The sequence below is a fragment of the Pseudodesulfovibrio profundus genome (assembly GCF_900217235.1).
GTDB classification, from domain to species: Bacteria; Desulfobacterota; Desulfovibrionia; order Desulfovibrionales; family Desulfovibrionaceae; genus Pseudodesulfovibrio; species Pseudodesulfovibrio profundus.
Genome location: NZ_LT907975.1, coordinates 916,219 through 932,622 on the forward strand (window position 1 = coordinate 916,219; position 16,404 = coordinate 932,622).

16 protein-coding genes are annotated in these 16,404 nt (G+C 49.9%); all 16 read right to left on the reverse strand.

Annotation, left to right across the window (positions count from 1 at the left end):
* Positions 1-10: 10 nt before the first annotated feature.
* Positions 11-2,239: a chemotaxis protein CheA gene (locus DPRO_RS04540; RefSeq protein WP_097010994.1), complete on the reverse strand. Its 2,229-nt coding sequence runs from the start codon at positions 2,237-2,239 to the stop codon at positions 11-13.
* A gap of 126 nt (positions 2,240-2,365) precedes the next feature.
* On the reverse strand, positions 2,366-4,276 hold the full coding sequence (locus DPRO_RS04545) for a methyl-accepting chemotaxis protein (protein WP_232005705.1): 1,911 nt from the start codon (positions 4,274-4,276) through the stop codon (positions 2,366-2,368).
* 317 nt (positions 4,277-4,593) lie between these two features.
* Positions 4,594-5,085, reverse strand: a complete 492-nt coding sequence (locus tag DPRO_RS04550; protein WP_407681403.1) for a DUF2062 domain-containing protein — start codon at positions 5,083-5,085, stop codon at positions 4,594-4,596.
* A 48-nt stretch (positions 5,086-5,133) separates the two neighbouring features.
* Positions 5,134-7,185, reverse strand: a complete 2,052-nt coding sequence (gene fusA / locus DPRO_RS04555; protein WP_097010996.1) for an elongation factor G — start codon at positions 7,183-7,185, stop codon at positions 5,134-5,136.
* 1 nt (position 7,186) lies between these two features.
* On the reverse strand, positions 7,187-8,068 hold the full coding sequence (locus DPRO_RS04560; RefSeq protein ID WP_097010997.1) for a hypothetical protein: 882 nt from the start codon (positions 8,066-8,068) through the stop codon (positions 7,187-7,189).
* A gap of 40 nt (positions 8,069-8,108) precedes the next feature.
* Positions 8,109-8,837 (reverse strand): outer membrane protein assembly factor BamD, encoded by a 729-nt coding sequence (locus tag DPRO_RS04565; protein ID WP_097010998.1) that lies wholly within the window; start codon positions 8,835-8,837, stop codon positions 8,109-8,111.
* 8 nt (positions 8,838-8,845) lie between these two features.
* Entirely contained in the window at positions 8,846-9,766 is a 921-nt protein-coding gene (gene trxB, locus DPRO_RS04570; protein ID WP_097010999.1) for a thioredoxin-disulfide reductase, read from the reverse strand.
* Positions 9,767-9,769: 3 nt separating this feature from the next.
* Positions 9,770-10,090, reverse strand: a complete 321-nt coding sequence (trxA, locus tag DPRO_RS04575; RefSeq protein ID WP_097011000.1) for a thioredoxin — start codon at positions 10,088-10,090, stop codon at positions 9,770-9,772.
* A 143-nt stretch (positions 10,091-10,233) separates the two neighbouring features.
* Entirely contained in the window at positions 10,234-11,313 is a 1,080-nt protein-coding gene (tsaD, locus tag DPRO_RS04580; protein ID WP_097011001.1) for a tRNA (adenosine(37)-N6)-threonylcarbamoyltransferase complex transferase subunit TsaD, read from the reverse strand.
* A complete protein-coding gene (gene fbp, locus DPRO_RS04585; protein ID WP_097011002.1) occupies positions 11,313-12,344 on the reverse strand; it encodes a class 1 fructose-bisphosphatase in 1,032 nt (343 codons plus the stop codon). Before fbp ends, tsaD begins: the two co-directional genes overlap by 1 nt.
* A 35-nt stretch (positions 12,345-12,379) precedes the next feature.
* Positions 12,380-13,165, reverse strand: coding sequence for a hypothetical protein (locus DPRO_RS04590; protein ID WP_097011003.1), 786 nt, complete (start codon positions 13,163-13,165; stop codon positions 12,380-12,382).
* Between the two features lie 55 nt (positions 13,166-13,220).
* Entirely contained in the window at positions 13,221-14,021 is an 801-nt protein-coding gene (locus DPRO_RS04595) for a tetratricopeptide repeat protein (protein WP_097011004.1), read from the reverse strand.
* Complete coding sequence (locus DPRO_RS04600; RefSeq protein WP_097011005.1) at positions 14,005-14,325, reverse strand: FtsB family cell division protein; 321 nt, start codon at positions 14,323-14,325, stop codon at positions 14,005-14,007. Before DPRO_RS04600 ends, DPRO_RS04595 begins: the two co-directional genes overlap by 17 nt.
* Positions 14,326-14,330: 5 nt before the next feature.
* The gene (locus tag DPRO_RS04605; protein ID WP_097011006.1) at positions 14,331-14,609 is read right to left on the reverse strand and encodes a hypothetical protein; all 279 of its coding nucleotides are present in this window, start codon (positions 14,607-14,609) and stop codon (positions 14,331-14,333) included.
* 299 nt (positions 14,610-14,908) lie between these two features.
* Positions 14,909-15,490, reverse strand: a complete 582-nt coding sequence (gene pgsA / locus DPRO_RS04610; RefSeq protein ID WP_097011007.1) for a CDP-diacylglycerol--glycerol-3-phosphate 3-phosphatidyltransferase — start codon at positions 15,488-15,490, stop codon at positions 14,909-14,911.
* 9 nt (positions 15,491-15,499) lie between these two features.
* A complete protein-coding gene (locus DPRO_RS04615; protein ID WP_097011008.1) occupies positions 15,500-16,387 on the reverse strand; it encodes an Mrp/NBP35 family ATP-binding protein in 888 nt (295 codons plus the stop codon).
* Positions 16,388-16,404: the final 17 nt, after the last annotated feature.

The window sequence follows — 16,404 nt, forward strand, 5'->3', positions numbered from 1 at the left end:
GATTCTGTGGCTAATTCGATTCTGCTACAACACGACGAACTAGACTTGGTATATCGAGTATCAAAGCTATTGATCCGTCACCCTTAATCGTTGCCCCGGAAATACCTTCGACATCCTTGTAGACTCGGCTGAGACTCTTGATCACTGTCTGGTGCTCACCAATGACAGTATCAACGACGATTCCAACCCTGCTTCCCTCGACGCCTGTTATGACGATCTGCTCGATGGGAGGATTTTCTCCCTCAATCTCAAACCAGTCTCGTATATGGATGTATGGAACAATTTCACCACGTAAATGCAGGATGCGCTGACCGGACTGCTCATCAACATCACTTCTCGCCAGCTCTACGCACTCTTCAACAAGTGAAAGAGGTATCACATAGTATTCATCTTCAACGCGAACCTGCAGCCCATCAATGATGGCCAGGGTCAACGGCAGCCGAATGGTTATGGTTGTTCCCTTGCCCGGCTTGCTGTCGATATCGATGGTGCCTCGAAGCGAGTCAATTGCCCGCTTAACGACATCCATACCTACGCCGCGGCCGGAAACGTTTGTGATCTCTTTTGCGGTGGAGAATCCTGGTTCAAAAATGAGCTTGAGCAGTTCCTTGTCTGTCATGTCCGCATCACTGGCAATAAGCCCACGCTCTATTGCCTTTTCGCGGATAGAATCGGCACTCATACCACGGCCATCATCCGTGATACGGATCAAAACCTCACCACCGGAATGCTCTGCAGACAGCAGGATCATGCCCTGTGCGGGCTTACCAGCCGCTTCACGTTCTGCAGGCGGCTCAATGCCGTGATCAAGGCTATTGCGCAACAGGTGAACCAACGGATCGCCAAGACGTTCGATAACCGTCTTGTCCAATTCGGTATCTTCACCGCTTGTACGCAATCCGATTTCCTTGCCCAGTTCGCCCGAAAGGTCACGAACCAACCGTTTGAACTTGGAAAAGGACGTACCGATCGGGAGCATGCGAATACCCAGTGTAGAGTCTCGCAACTCATCACTTAATCGCTCCAACTCTTCAGCAAGCGCAGTCATTTGCGGATCACTGCGTTCACTGACAACCTGTGAAATCTGTGCCTGCACGATAACTAGCTCACCAACGAGATCGACAAGAAAGTCGAGCTTGTCAGCCGCTACGCGAATACTCGACATGGCTTCCTGCCGTTTCTGAATGATCTCGCGATCCTTGACTTGAGTTTGCTTTTTGACAACTTGCTCAATTTTTTCTGGAGTGACCTTGCCTTCTTCGGTCAGAATCTGTCCAATCGGCTTTTGCTTTTTCAGCGCCTTTTCGACATCTTCTTCCGAGATATCGCCGCTCTTTACAAGCATTTCACCAAGGCGAAGAGTCGAGGCTTCGTCGGAGTCCTCGGTTGGCATTTCCTCTTCTGCCACGGGCTCCACATCTTCCACCTTCGGTTCAACTTCTGGCTCAGAGACAACAGGTTCAACCTGAGCAGCGGTGTCCTCCTCTTGAGCTACAGGTTCTCCCGCAGCCTCTGTCTCGGGACCTTCGCCCTCCTCAGAAATCTGAACTTCAAGGTCAACATCGATAAAGAAAAATATGTCCGCGACATTATCCTTGGGAACATCAGTCACCAAGCTCAATTCCCAGCTTTTTGGCGCATCAGCAGCAGCCGGAGTATCGCCGGGACGCGTAACGACTTTGAAATCGCCAAGCTTCACCAACTCATCAAACAGGTTTTCGAGCATTGGTTCATCAACCTCTACTCCCTGTTTGGCTATCAACTTGATATAAAACGTACTGACAGATTGTTCCTGTGCTTCAGTAACGGATTCCTCTTCAACCTCGGCAACAGGTTCCTCTTCAGTTTCACTCTCTTCGCCGAGGGACAATTCTTTGAGCCCGGAAAGGATTTCCTCCATCAATTCAGGCGCGATAACCTCGTCATCGTCAGAGCTATCCAGCATCATTTTGATGTAATCTCTGGATTTGAGCGACAAGCTGCACAGCTTCTGGGAAACTTCCAGATCGCCGTTCCTCACCATGTCGAAAACGCTCTCGACCTCGTGTGTAAACTCAGCAATATCCTCAAAACCAAACATGGAGCCAGACCCCTTGATGGTATGCAGCGCCCTGAAAATCTGGTTCACCACATCCATATCATCGGGTGCTTCCTCCAGTTCGAGAAGCGCTCCCTCCAGTTCGCCCAATAAATCGTAGGCTTCTTCCTTGAATATCTGCTTATTAAGATCGTCGGACATCTAAGCGCTCCTCACAACGTCACTGTATTCCACATGTCTTGGAAGCTAGTTCGAATCTGAATATCTACGAGTATCGCAGAAAACGATACACATGGCCCATTATAATTTGCTTGTTAACGTAAAGGATTACGCTTTCCCATGAAATGTAATCTCCGCTCGCGCCGATGTAGCATCGAAGGGCTTGACTCGAATGGTAACCCGTTCTTTTTTGAAATCGGCAGCCCCAAGCAATATACCTTCGAAATAGTCGAATAACCCGCGATTGGAATGATAATTCATGAACAACTCATCCCCTTTGTCCTCAAAAGTGAAACGCGGAGGCTTTATTCCCGGCTGATCCTTGGTGAGTTGAGCGTGAATGTCGTTCATGCGCATGTAAAACTCTTTAAGGGATTCATTCTTGAACTGACGGGGATACATCTCATGAAACTTACCCAGTGTGTATTTGCCCAAATCGAGAAAGAAGGTTCGTTTACTAATGCCTTTCAACGAGGACACCACTTCGGCCATTTGCATAAGGACCTGATCCGGATAGCTTTCAGCGGGCAGGAAGGTCGGCCCACCCAGTTCATCCTGCATGGAATCATAGACACTCTGGCCGTATGCCTTGAGGACGAAACCTTGTGTCAGCTTGAGCAGAATTCCCTTCATCTGAGCATCCGACTCCCGCAATCGGGTTTCTCCATTCTCGAGAAAGCCTTTGGAAACCCCTAACAGCTCCTGTGCAAGGCCGGCCAATTCGCGAGTAGCATCTGCGGCCTGACCAGCGGCTTCATCAGCTTCACTGGCTATCTCCGCTATCTCATCAATGCTCCTGTTGATTTCCTCAGCTGCAGACGACTGCTGCTCTGCGGCCGTGGCGATCTGCGTCACCCGATCAACCATGTCCGTGATGTTCGCCATGATCTGATGAATGACTTCACCTGCCTGATTTGAAAGCTCAGTACTCTGGCTCACCTGCTTTTCCGTCTGCTGCATCGATTCCATCGCGTGGCTTGAACCTCGCTGAATTGCGCGAATCGCCTCTTCAACCTCTTTGGTTGCCGCGACAGTTTTCTCTGCCAACTTTCGGACTTCATCAGCAACAACGGCAAACCCTCGTCCGGCTTCGCCTGCCCGGGCTGCTTCGATGGCTGCATTCAATGCAAGTAAATTCGTCTGGTCGGCTATATCATTGATGACACCGATTATGCGGCCAATCTCCCCTGCCTGACCATTCAGCTCACCAATATCTTCGCCCAACTGTTCAGCTGATTCAGAAACTTCAATAATGGCATCAACGGCCCTGGAAACCATGGCCGCCCCTTCTGTAGCAGAATCCTTTGCCTGATCAGCAGCTTCACTTGTTGCCGATGCATTCTGTGCCACGGCCAGCACAGTCCCTGTCATCTGCTCCATGGCCGCTGCAACAGAAGTCGTTTGTGATCGCTGCTTCTGCGCACCATGAGCTTGATCGTCAGCAGAGGCAGACAACAGTTCTGTCGCCGATGCAACATGCTCGGCAAGGCCGCTCAACTGCTCTCCTGCACGCTTCATACTGGCGCTCTGAGCTTCAACCTGCTGCTTGCTCGCCACGCTTTCGGTTATGTCAACAAAAGAGCTTGTTACACCAATGACAGCCCCATTATCATCATGAATTGGATTCATGTAGAGGTGAACAGTAATATTGCGCCCATCCCACAAATCGAGCGTTGCTATCTTCTCTACGCCTTTGCCTGTTTGCAGTACGACTTCAGAGAGAGCACCGCTTTCCTTGTTGTAGATGGCTTTATCGACCTTTTGACCGATAACATCCTGCTCGCTCTTGTTGAGCAGAGTACACAACGGAACGCTGACAAAAACGATCAGACCGTCTTTGTCGCATACAAGAGCCGGGTAGCCCAACTCACGCAATGCATTTTTATGGAACTGGCTCATGAAACGGGTTTCACTCAGAAGATTACCCAGGTCCGAAAAGGACTCTCCAAGCACTTCTTTAGCAACATTGGAATCTTTCAACTCACCGTTTTCTATGAGCTGCTCAAGAGCCAAACTCATTTGCGCCTCATTTCGAGAAGCCAAAGCGGTAAAACCGATCGTGCAAAGTATTGCCGAGGCCAATCCAAAGCTGAAGGCGGTCCAACTTCCCACATACATACTACCGGCAAAAATCAAGGATAAAACTATCCCAAGGCCCATGACGAGCGATCGCGAACGAGTCAGCATGCTTTTCTCCATTACCCCAACGGTAAATATTGGCAATTGTCATAAAAATACATTGATTACCCTAATATGGGTACGCCGTATTAGAAAGAAAAGCAATTACGCCTGATCAAATGAGATAATAAGCAACGGAAAGAGACTATCCGAACAAATCACGTACCGGACCTTTTGCGAAGCAGGCGAATAGCCCGTCGCTCACGATACCTGCGGATAGCAAACAAGGACACGAAATAGGTAATAATTGTTGCAGGAATACCAAACGTCAGCCCACCGGCGAACATAACGATAAACACGTCCCAGCCTGCATGGATAAGTTGCTCCATCTCCAGATGTTGTGGATCAAAAGCCACTTCCAACTGGGTGACCAACTCACCTATTTCGTAAAGGAAGAAGTAAAACGGCACCATGGTTGCCGCATTGGAATAACAGGTTGCAAGCCATGCTGCGAGCTTGTTGACTCGCATTACAAAGGCCAAGGCAATCACTACAACAGACTGAAAAGGCATAATCGGCATTGCGCCAATGAACATCCCCAAGGCCATGGCCGCAGCCAGGTTCTTGGGACTTGATTTTTGACGCATCAAACGGAGGTACCAATACTTGGTCCACCGTTTGAAACCTTTCCACCTATTGATCTGTTCTATTTCGGCCCTGCGAGACGACGATGGGCTTCGACGAAGTTCGTTCAACGACTACTCCAAAACATCAAACCTATTAAATTTCATAATGAATGCAGCACGCCCCTGGGTCGCGGATCGTAGATCGGTGGTAAAGCCGAAAAGACTGGCTAGCGGGGCAAATCCCTGTACAATTTTCTGACCAGAACGGTCAATCATGTTTTCAATCTTTGCCCCTTTGCTCCCCAGTAAACCGACAACATCACCGACGAATTCTTCCGGCACCGAAACTTCGACCCACATGATGGGTTCCATGAGTTTCGGATCACCATCATTCAAAGCTTCCTTCAGCGCAATAGCCGAGGCCATGCGATATCCTACAGCGGTGGAATCATTGGCCCGCCTTTTCAAACCGGTAACGCGAACGTGCACATCCTGCACAGGATAACCGCGCACGACACCGCTCTGAAGCCCATCACTGATGCCTTCTTCAATCGCTTCCAACCACTGGGCAGGCCACTCCTCCAAATCCACTTCAAAAGAAACTTTCCTGCCAGAATCTCGTTCTTTGGGTTCTACGGTCAACTGCACATTACCGTAATGGACCTCTTCACCCAACTCACGATCAAATTCTCCCTCAGCCTTGCCTTTGGAGCGGATGGTTTCCTGATAAACGACCTGCGGATTACCAGACCGTGGCTCCAGCTTGTACTCTCTTTTCAAACGCTTGAGGATGACGTCCAAATGGAGTTCGCCCATGCCGGAAAGAATAATCTGATCCGTGTTCTCATCGTGCTTGAGTTCCAGGGTAGGATCTTCCATGAGGTACTTTTCGAGAACCTCATCCAACTTGTCGGACTCGTCAGAGTTGCGAGGCTCAATTGCCAAAGAGATTACCGGCTTATAATCAGCGATTTGCTCCAGCAAAATAGGCGCATCTTCCAGGCAAAGGGTATCCCCTGTCCTGGCGAATTTCATACCCGCCGCTCCAATCATGTCCCCAGCATAGGCAGTATCAATTTTCTCCCTGCGTCCGGCATGCAGTCGAAAAAGTCGGGCAGCCCGCTCTTTCTTATCCTGTGTGATATTGTACACCGCTTGCCCTGCCTCGAGCTTTCCGGAGTAAATACGCATCATCGCCATTTTGCGACCGGAATCCATTGCGACCTTGAAGACCAAAGCGGACAGAGGCTCTTTGTGCGAGACTCCAAAAGAAACCGTATCACCGGTCTTGGGATTAATCCCTTTGGTCTGTGGGACTTCCAGAGGGCTTGGCAGGTAATGACAAACGGCATCGAGTACTGGCTGAACACCAATATTCTTCAACGCCGACCCTACCAGCACCGGGACGATTTTCTGTGCAAGTGTGGCTTCGCGCAAAGCTGCACGGATTTTGTCAGCTGGAATCTCTTCGCCCGAGAGATACAGCTCAAGAATTTCCTCATCATTGTCCGAGGCCGTTTCAATAAGCTTTTCCCGCCAGGGCTCCAACATGCCTTTCTGCTCTTCTGTCAGATCGACAACGTCAAACTGCTCACCGTCTGAATCTTGATCGAAAACAAGGCACTTCATCTCGACAAGGTCAAAAACCCCTTTGAACTCGTCGCCCTGTCCATCTGGATATTGAATAGGGATGGCATTGGCCTTGAGCTTGCCTCGAATTGATTCGACAACATTCTCAAAATCCGCTCCCAGCCGATCCATTTTGTTGACAAAGGCAAGCTTTGGAACATGGTATGATTCAGACTGACGCCAAACGGTTTCGGACTGCGGCTCAACTCCGCTCACACCACAAAAAACACCCACGGCTCCATCCAGCACGCGCAAGGAGCGCTCCACTTCGATGGTGAAATCAACATGCCCGGGGGTATCAATAATGTTGATCATACAGGGCGACCATTCACAGGATGTCACAGCCGACATGATAGTAATGCCGCGATCCTGCTCTTCGGGCATGTAATCCATTGTGGCAGTGCCTTCATGCACCTCGCCGAGCCGATGGATTTTTCCTGAATAATAAAGAATTCTTTCAGTCAGTGTGGTCTTTCCAGCGTCAATGTGGGCAATAATACCGATATTGCGAAGGTTTCTGAGCGCCTTCGCAGAAGGGGCATTCGTTTTGGTCACGTCAACCTCCGATGGTCCAGACAGTAGAATGAAATTGAAAATGCTCAGGGTGAAGATCAGGCCAAATCCAGCAACCTTCCTGTCCCGGCCCAAGAACCAGCCGAGCCTTGCTCTGAGCGCTGTTCGCACGCTCCTCTGGAAGATACGCCACATCAACAATAGCATCAACACATTCGCTGAAGCTATCGCCTTCATAGGAAAAATTATCTGCGGGCATCTCTACTTCGACGCCAAATACGCTGAAAACGATATCAGGGTGAGTGAAAGCTAATGCTTCGAGATCAAAGGTGTCTGCTCCCTCCATCCAGACAGAGGCAGCTCGACTGAACCGGGGGCGCCAGAAGGAAATACGTGATGCAGCTTGTAACTCGGTCGTTTTAATAACAGCAGCACGAGGGCCCAGAACCGTTACAGCTCCGGTCAGTCCGGTTTCCCTTAACTCATTAAACAGGCGACGAGCCTGTACGTCTGTCACATTGGCTACCAATTCCTGCCCGCCCAACTCCAACCCGGTCAAAATGGAGTTCGGCCACGGCGTGTCACTGCCAACACGGGCGGCGAGCACGTGCTTAACACCGCCGGCAAGAGCAGGAACAAGCGCCGCCAACAATCGAGAAGAAGAAAGAAGGCTGCCATCAAAGAGTACCACTGCAAAATCAACGGTCTGAAAACGTGTACGTGTGGTGAAATCCGCCCGCCATTGCTGACGGAACTCTCCACTCTCCACCTTCCTCGGGCCATACCAGTCATAGAGTCGAGCAATGGCTGTTTTCATCCAGGCCCTATTGTGATCGGCAATTTGATCATAGGCACGGGCAAAGACCTCATCAGCGGGGACAAGGTCAGCAATCCAATCCGGGAAAACATGTGTTACTCTTTTCATGATGACAAAAAGGCGGCCCGAAGACCGCCCGTTTTTTAAATTATAACCATTTTTTAAGCCACAGCTTCCAACTGTTCTGGATACGTAGCCTCTCTTCTTCCGACAGCGTTTTCTGATACTCGAAATAGGAGTATTCAGCTCGCTGTCTCGCATAATCACGCAGATCAGGTACATCGGAGAAGTTCTCTACAACATACTGATACCGGTGCCATGCCGGCCCGTATTGCTCGGTTCGCCAAAAGAAGTCAGCTACATACACTTCATGCTCTGCAAGAATTCGTCGACTTTTAACTATCAGGTCAGAAGCTGCATCAGCGTACTTTGTACCGGGATAAGTCTCCTGCAGCCGGTAGAAATACTCAAGCCCTTCCTTGATGTTCTCCAGTCGACGATCAATTGACTCAAAAAGCATGTAGTTGGAGTTACCAATCTGATAAAGAATATACGGGATATCCTCGTTCGTCGGATGTAGTGCCTCAAACTCTTTATACGCATCGAGTGCCAGCAGGTAGTCTTCGTCAAGAAAATACGCATCCCCCAAAGCCAGCTCTGCCTTGAGAGCGAATGGGCTGAAAGGGAACCGATCCTTGATCTTGGTGAAGTACTCCTGCGCATCTCCGTACTCCTTCTCGCCCATGGCATCCATTCCAGCTTCAAACAATTCCTGCGCCGTGTCTTCCGGCGGCGGCAAGAAGTAGCTGTCGATCAAGGCACAGCCCGACAGGAGCCAAAGGGCAAGGACAGAGACCAGAGCCAACGTGGAACGCATGTCGACTCCTAAATTCCGAGTTGTTCAAGGTAAGTGAAAGCAGCGTTTGCAGCAGTGGCGCCATCGCCCACAGCACTGGCTACCTGACGACACATTTTGGACCGGATGTCTCCAGCCGCAAAAATGCCGGCAACATTGGTGCGCATTTCCACATCGGTAATGATACCATTGGCATCCTTTTCGACCACTTCAGGAACGAAATCCAGAATAGGCTCGAAACCAACAAAAATGAATGCACCATCCACCTTGAGCTCTGAAGTGGCGTCAGTGGAAACATCCCGAAGTGAAACGGATTCAACTCCATTAACACCAACAATTTCATCAACAACGGTGTTACGAATAACTTCGATTTTTTCGTTGTTGAAGCATTTGTCCTGATAACAAATCAAGCCCCGGAACTCATCACGACGATGGATCAGGTAAACCTTGTTGACAAGACGAGCGAGATACAACGCTTCTTCAAGCGCAGAGTTACCACCGCCAATCACTGCCACGTCACGGTCACGGAAGAAGTTGCCATCGCAGAGAGCGCAATAAGACACTCCCTTGCCAAGCAGACGTTCTTCTCCCGGAATTCCCAGCTTGCGATACCGTGAACCTGTTGCCAGGATAATCACTCGCGCCTGAACCTTTTCACCACCGACATGAATCGTGTGGATGGAAGTCCCAAGCTCAATGGACGACACCTCGTCGGTGATCCGCTCAAGCGGATGTTCGTCCAAATGAGCCGCAAACTTGTCAGCGAGTTCCCAGCCCTGCAACCCACCGGGAAAACCCGGATAGTTCTCAATCTCAGACGTCATGAGAACCTGGCCACCAGGAGCAAGCTTTTCGATCATGGCGGTTTTCACACCAGCCCGTAAAAGATAAAGGGCAGCCGTCATTCCTGCCGGGCCGCCCCCAATGACTACAGCGTCATACGATTTCATTATTTACAAAGCCTTCTTGGTGATCATTTCCTTGATGCTGCTCTTGGAGACAGCGCCGGTGGACTGGTCAACGACTTCTCCATCCTTGAACAGAATGAGTGTCGGAATCGCACGAATGCCGTACTTGCCAGGAGTTGCGGAGTTTTCATCCACGTTCATCTTCACGATCTTAACTTGACCGGCGTACTCTTCGGACAGCTCATCAATGACAGGTCCCATTGCGCGACAAGGGCCGCACCAGGGAGCCCAGAAATCAATAAGGACAGGTACTTCACTCTGGATGACTTCCTGTTCAAAATTGCCGTCCGTAATCTGATTTGCCATTTGATTCTCCTTTTTTCGGCTCCCAGCCGTCATATTCGCTTAAATAAAACCGACCCATACAAGTCGGTACATGCTCACTAATTGTTATAAAATAGGTTTGTCCGCACCCTGCTGTCAAGGATAGTCGAGATATACTACCTGTCTCAGTCTCTTTTGCCAACCTTCCAGTCCAATGGGACCACACGTCCGCGGGGTACAGCTTCCAAATCAAGGGAATGATACAGCCCTTCTCCGGCTAAAAGTGAACCGGCATATGCTATCATCGCCCCGTTATCCGTACATAAGTTGAGATTTGGCAAAGTCAACTGCAACCTTTTGGCGTCGGCCACCCGCTGCATTGTGCTGCGCACCATGGAGTTTGCAGCAACGCCACCGGCAACGATCAAACTTTTCATTCCCTTGTTTTTTTTCAAGGCGCGTTCAACTTTGATCCGCAGGGTATCTGCCACGCTCCAGTTGAATGAGGCACAAACACGGCACAAGTGTGCACGCCGCTCACCAGACAACGCATCGAGCGCAGCCTCGTCTGCCATTTCCTTGAAGATCAACTCAGGATGGGCATTCACGTAGTTTGCAACGGCCGTCTTCAGGCCACTGAAACTGAAATCAAGACTCGGATTGTCGATAAATGCCCGCGGGAAGAGCGAGGTATCAGGTTCGGTTTCCTGTGCCAACTTATCCACATGTCGACCACCAGGATATGGAAAATTCAGGACTTTCGCTACCTTATCGAAGGCTTCACCGGCTGCGTCATCCAACGTCCGACCAATGAGCTGGAATTCGGTTGGGGAATCGATACGGTATGTATGCGTATGGCCGCCTGACACAAGTAAGCCAAGTGCAGGGAAGACCAGCTCGCTTTCCAGTCCGGCAGCCAGCAAATGCGCCCACAAATGGTTGACTCCGACCAGGGAAGCACCGGTTGAAAGTGCAAGGCCTTTTGCAAAGCTGACACCGACCAATAGGCTTCCCAACAACCCTGGTCCCCTGGCAACAGCTATGTTGTCGATCATCTGAGGTGTGACGTCGTATTCATCCATCAGCTCATTAAAGAGCCGCGGCAGCATACGCAGATGTTCACGGGAGGCAATTTCAGGAACCACGCCACCGAACAAAGCATGCAAATCTATTTGGGTGGAAAGCTTTTCACCCACCAACCGCCCGTCACGAACCAGCGCTACGGCAGTTTCGTCACAAGAAGTCTCGATTCCGAGAGTAAGCATTACTTTTTCTTCTTTCTCCGAGCCTCGGATTCGAAGATGTCCTGCACGACTTGAACGTCATTCATTGAACCGCAATAAAACGGTACTCGCTGATGCAGGTGATCAGGCTCAATATCCAGAATGGGCGTCAAGCCATCCGTGGCCATCCCACCGGCTTGCTCGACGATGTATGCCATGGGATTGCATTCACAGGTGAGGCGCAGCTTGCCCGTGGGCTTTTTAGGATCACGCAAATCAGCAGGATACATGAAAATGCCACCGTACAAGAGGTTGCGATGAAAATCAGCAACCAGCGATCCGATGTATCGGCCACTGTAGGGTTTTCGCAGCGCATTCTTGGGTGATTTAAAGTATGCCAGAGCCTTTTTCGTATCACGGTCCCAATACCGCTCGTACCCCTCGTTGACGGAGTAGATTTTGCCCTGTTCGGGAATACGGATATTCGGATGCGAAAGAATGAACTCGCCAACACTGGGGTCGAGAGTGAACCCGTGTACCCCTTCGCCGGAGGTGAAAACCAGCATTGTAGACGAACCATAAAGAATATACCCGGCAGCGACCTGGTCTCTACCTTTCTGGAGGACATCGCCAGACATCAAGGCAGCATCGGGGCTGGATTTGCGCTTGTAAATGGAAAAAATAGTCCCGATATTGACATTGACGTCAATGTTGGACGAGCCATCCAGAGGATCGAATATTATGATGTACTCACCCCTGGGCAAAGTCTCAGGAACTTCTATAATATCGGCATTCTCTTCAGAAGCCATGGCGCACAGCACTCCTGAACGCGCAAGTCTGTGGATCAAGATGCGATTGGCATACTCGTCCAGCTTCTTTACTTCCTCACCCTGCACGTTAACATCACCGGTAAACCCGAGTACATCAACAAGGCCGGCCTTATTGACCGCACGAGATATTATTTTGGCCGAGAGTACCAGCTCATTGAACAAACGGGTAAACTGACCCGTTGCTCCCGGCACCAGCTTCTGGTGCAAGAGGATGTGTTCCGTAACTGTAACCTGCTGTGACATCCTTGATTCCTTTGACTAAAATAAAATAAGGCAGACTAGAAGAGCCAACCGGACTCGGCTTTGGGATCAACGCTTTCAGTCGCGTAGACATAGGCATCAGATCCGATATACCGCACGATCCACGTATAGTATTTTTCTCCAACCTGTACCTGACCATGCACTTCATCTTCCAGCAATTCGTCCCAATCTACCTCTAAAAGCCCTTTTTTATCAACATCGGCACCTCGCGACCATACGCCAGCGCCAGGATGGATAATTACCAACTCTTGAGGGGAAGGACTCAAGGACAGCAAAGACCGAGGGTCAAAACCTACGCCGATGATACCTCTGAAATCCACATCTCTGAAATAGGGACGGCCAATATACAGTTCCGGTCCAAGGTCAGAATAGTCAACAACAGTCATCAGGCGAATGTCTCGCCAGACTCCTTCAAATTTCAACGGCTTGCTGATCTTTTTAACCGGCAACTCAGGCTGCATGAACACGATGGTTCCGGCATCATCCGTCACAACCACCCTGTTCACCCACGGGAACCGGGCCATCAACAGATCAAGCCAATCCAGGTCAGGCATGGTGTCCGTATTGTATACGAAACGGGCAAGTGTCGTGAGAGGGCCATCGACCGGGGTAAAGAGCTTGGCCAGCTTTTCCTGATTCGGATTCTCAAACTGGTAGCTATCCGTGTCGATCTGCGGCGGCGGGTCAACAAAATCCTTGGTCGTTTTCCAGGATTTAACAGCATAATCAGCCGTTGTATCCCAAGCACTACAACCGGAAACCAAAAACAGCGTTGTCAGCATCAACGCGATACATTTCTTCATGTTACTCAACTTTATACAAGACCCGAGCATCTGGCCGATGTTCGGAAACTCTTTGTTAATTCTGAACCCTGGCCTCGAATCGGGAAGCCAGAGTTTCCAAGGTACTAATAAGACGATTCTTGGAATGGACGCTGAACGCATCCTCACCACGGTCAATCGTCAAGCCCGTATCAGCTTTTCCTTCCAGTTCACTGATGCGCTTGCTCAATTCACCACGTCTTTCATCAGACATCGATGAATGTAATAATTCCCGATAAATTTCCAGCGCACCGTCGACATCTCCCTGAGAAGCCAAAAGGTCGGCCATGGTCTTTGTCCGAAACGCACCGCCTCCCAGCTTGGGAACTTCGTACTCCGTATCGACAAAGTCATCGTCGGCCAAAGTATCGACGGTCGGCTTGCAGACAGAGGTCACCCTGTCAGATGGCGGGGGCAAAGGAGCACCAACCAGCCGTTTTGCCAGAGTGCTGATACCTTCAAAGACGACATCCGTCCACTTGATTGTATCACCAGTAAGATTGGAGGTGACCAGCATGAGAAAAACAGCAAGATCGCGTTGATCGGCAGGCAGGCTTCGCGCCCAGCCACGCCAGAAGGCAGGATAATCCTGCAAAGGAGTGATTACGCGCTCAAGCTGATCGTGCAACTCGTCTTCCCTGTCAAGCTCCGTCAGTAACTCGACGAGCAACATACGCGCTTCAAGATAATCGGGGTGACGGTCCAACCCCTTACGCAATGTGTGGACAGCCTCTTCGGGCATACCGTTTTCCACAAACAGCTTCGCCAACGGAAAAAAGACCCTGGAGCCTGGCTCCAGAGAAAGAACTTCTTGGTACCACTCAATTTTTTCGCTCATCAGCACGCTCTCCGCTTTCTACGGCATTGTCAGGAAATATGTACAATATCTCGTCTTGTCTAACGAAATTCATCCGCTCGCGAACCACTTTCTCCTGATAGGCCTTGTCCGATTTGAGCCTTCTGATTTCCTGGCTCAAATCCAGACTCTCTTCATCCACTGCATTCAGACGGGCCTGCAGTACCTCGTACCGGCCTTTCAATTCCAAATATGCGAAAACGCCCTGATCACTCCATATCAATCGTACCAACAAAAACATATTGATAATGAGCAACAGAGCGATAAGTACAATTCGACCTCGCATAACGCCTACTGCAACCTGCGCCCTTTTGACTTACTCGATTCAGCTCTTGCCAGCGGCGCCTGCAGTTCTTTCAGGAAATTAGCCGTGGCCGATTCAATGCGCTGAACATCAGCCTCACTCAAATCGACTTCATCAATTTTTTGCAAAAACGACTTGAGCACGGCGAACTCATCAAGAAGAGAGTTGCCATGCTCCAACCGCTCAAGCTGGGGTTCCAGCTCCAGAATAGTCTGGAGGCAGTTGGTTATTCGAACGAGATAACTCACAGAATTGGAGTCAGTCATACTACTATCGTGGTTTCACCCGATTTCGTGCGATATTGACCACACAATACGTTAAATTGCTTAGCTTACTACACTCTACCATTACCACGTTACCCAACCTCTGTCACTATCGAAATTACTCAATATACCCAACCAGTTACTTATGCTTGACATACAGCCAATTGTTACAGTCTAAACTTTTTCCAGACCATTATTATCTAATGGAAGAAAACCAAGCAATTCACCGACTAAGTTGACCAAGAAAAAAATCCCGCGCATCGCGAACCGACGGCGGGATTACAACGTATCTTCAGTTTGAACTACCCGGCAGAGCTAATCCACTTTTTATAAAAGTCATACAGGTAGTTACCACCTGAAATGACCGTCAATAAAAGCGCAATCCAAAGAAGCACCTGCCCCACGGGTCTCGGGTCGAATCCCATGATCGGATAATGGAAAATCAGAAAACCACCAGCCAGGCTCTGCGCCAGGGTCTTGGCTTTGCCAAGCTTGTCGGCGGCAACCACTTCCCCCATCTCCGCTGCCACTGCACGCATTCCGGTAACTGCAAGCTCCCTGCAAATAATGATGATGACAATCCACGCAGGTACGCGCCAATCCGGTCCCAGTCGTACGAGCATGATAAAGGCGGAACCGATCAATAATTTGTCAGCCAGGGGATCAAGGAACTTGCCCAAATTGGTGATGGTATTCTGACTCCGGGCTATCTTACCATCAAAATAATCAGTGATGCATGCAAGAGCATATACGGCGAACGCTCCATAAGCTCCCAGTCGAAACTCGAACCACATCTCCAGATACAGCAAAAACACAACGATAGGAGCTGCAAGAATGCGTGTCATCGTCAAACAGTTGGGTAAATTGAATATTTCTTTGTTCATGAGTCCTACCTAAGCATGTGTACTGGAGGCTGCTTCAAAGCTTTTCTCAGCAGCTTCCACTATTTTTTCCGCAAGTTCAGTGAATCCCTGCTTTGCGAATGAATCATTTTCCATAAGTACCACAGGCGTTCCCAAGTCGCCAGCAACCACAGTCGCCGGATCGAGCGGGATGGCGCCTAAAAACTCCAGGCCGTACTGTTCAGCCAACTCACGCCCACCACCCTTTTTGAAGAGGTCGATGGATTCATGACAATGTGGACAGATAAGGCCGCTCATGTTTTCAACCACACCAAGGATATTCGCCTTGGCGTATTGAAGAAAATTAATGGATTTACGCACATCTGACAACGACACTTCCTGCGGTGTGGTGACAACGACAGCAAGAGCCTCAGGAATGGTCTTTAAAACAGTCATGGACTCATCTCCAGTGCCCGGAGGGGAATCCACAACAAGAAAATCCAACTCGCCCCATTGTGTATCAGAAATGAACTGCCGGATTGCCGAAGTTTTCATGGGCCCACGCCAAAGGACTGCCTGATCTGGGTCCTTGAGCAGTGATTCCATCGAGATGACTCGAAGATTATCGTTGTATTTTTTGGGTACAACCAGAGAGCCACGGTCGGCATCAAGCATACCGGAAAGTCCGAGCAGCGTCGGCACGCTGGGGCCATGGATATCGACATCCAGAATGCCCACCTTGTACCCCTTGTCTGCAAGGGCTGCGGCAACATTGACGGTAACGGAGCTTTTCCCCACACCGCCTTTTCCGCTCATGATGAACAGCTTGTATTTGATCTTCTCCAATGTGGATTTGATCATTTCATCCTGAATCATCATTTTGGCGCTTTTTCCGCCACCCTTTGCGCCCCCGCAGGAGCCAGATCTGCACCCACTCATGCTCTTCTCACTTATTC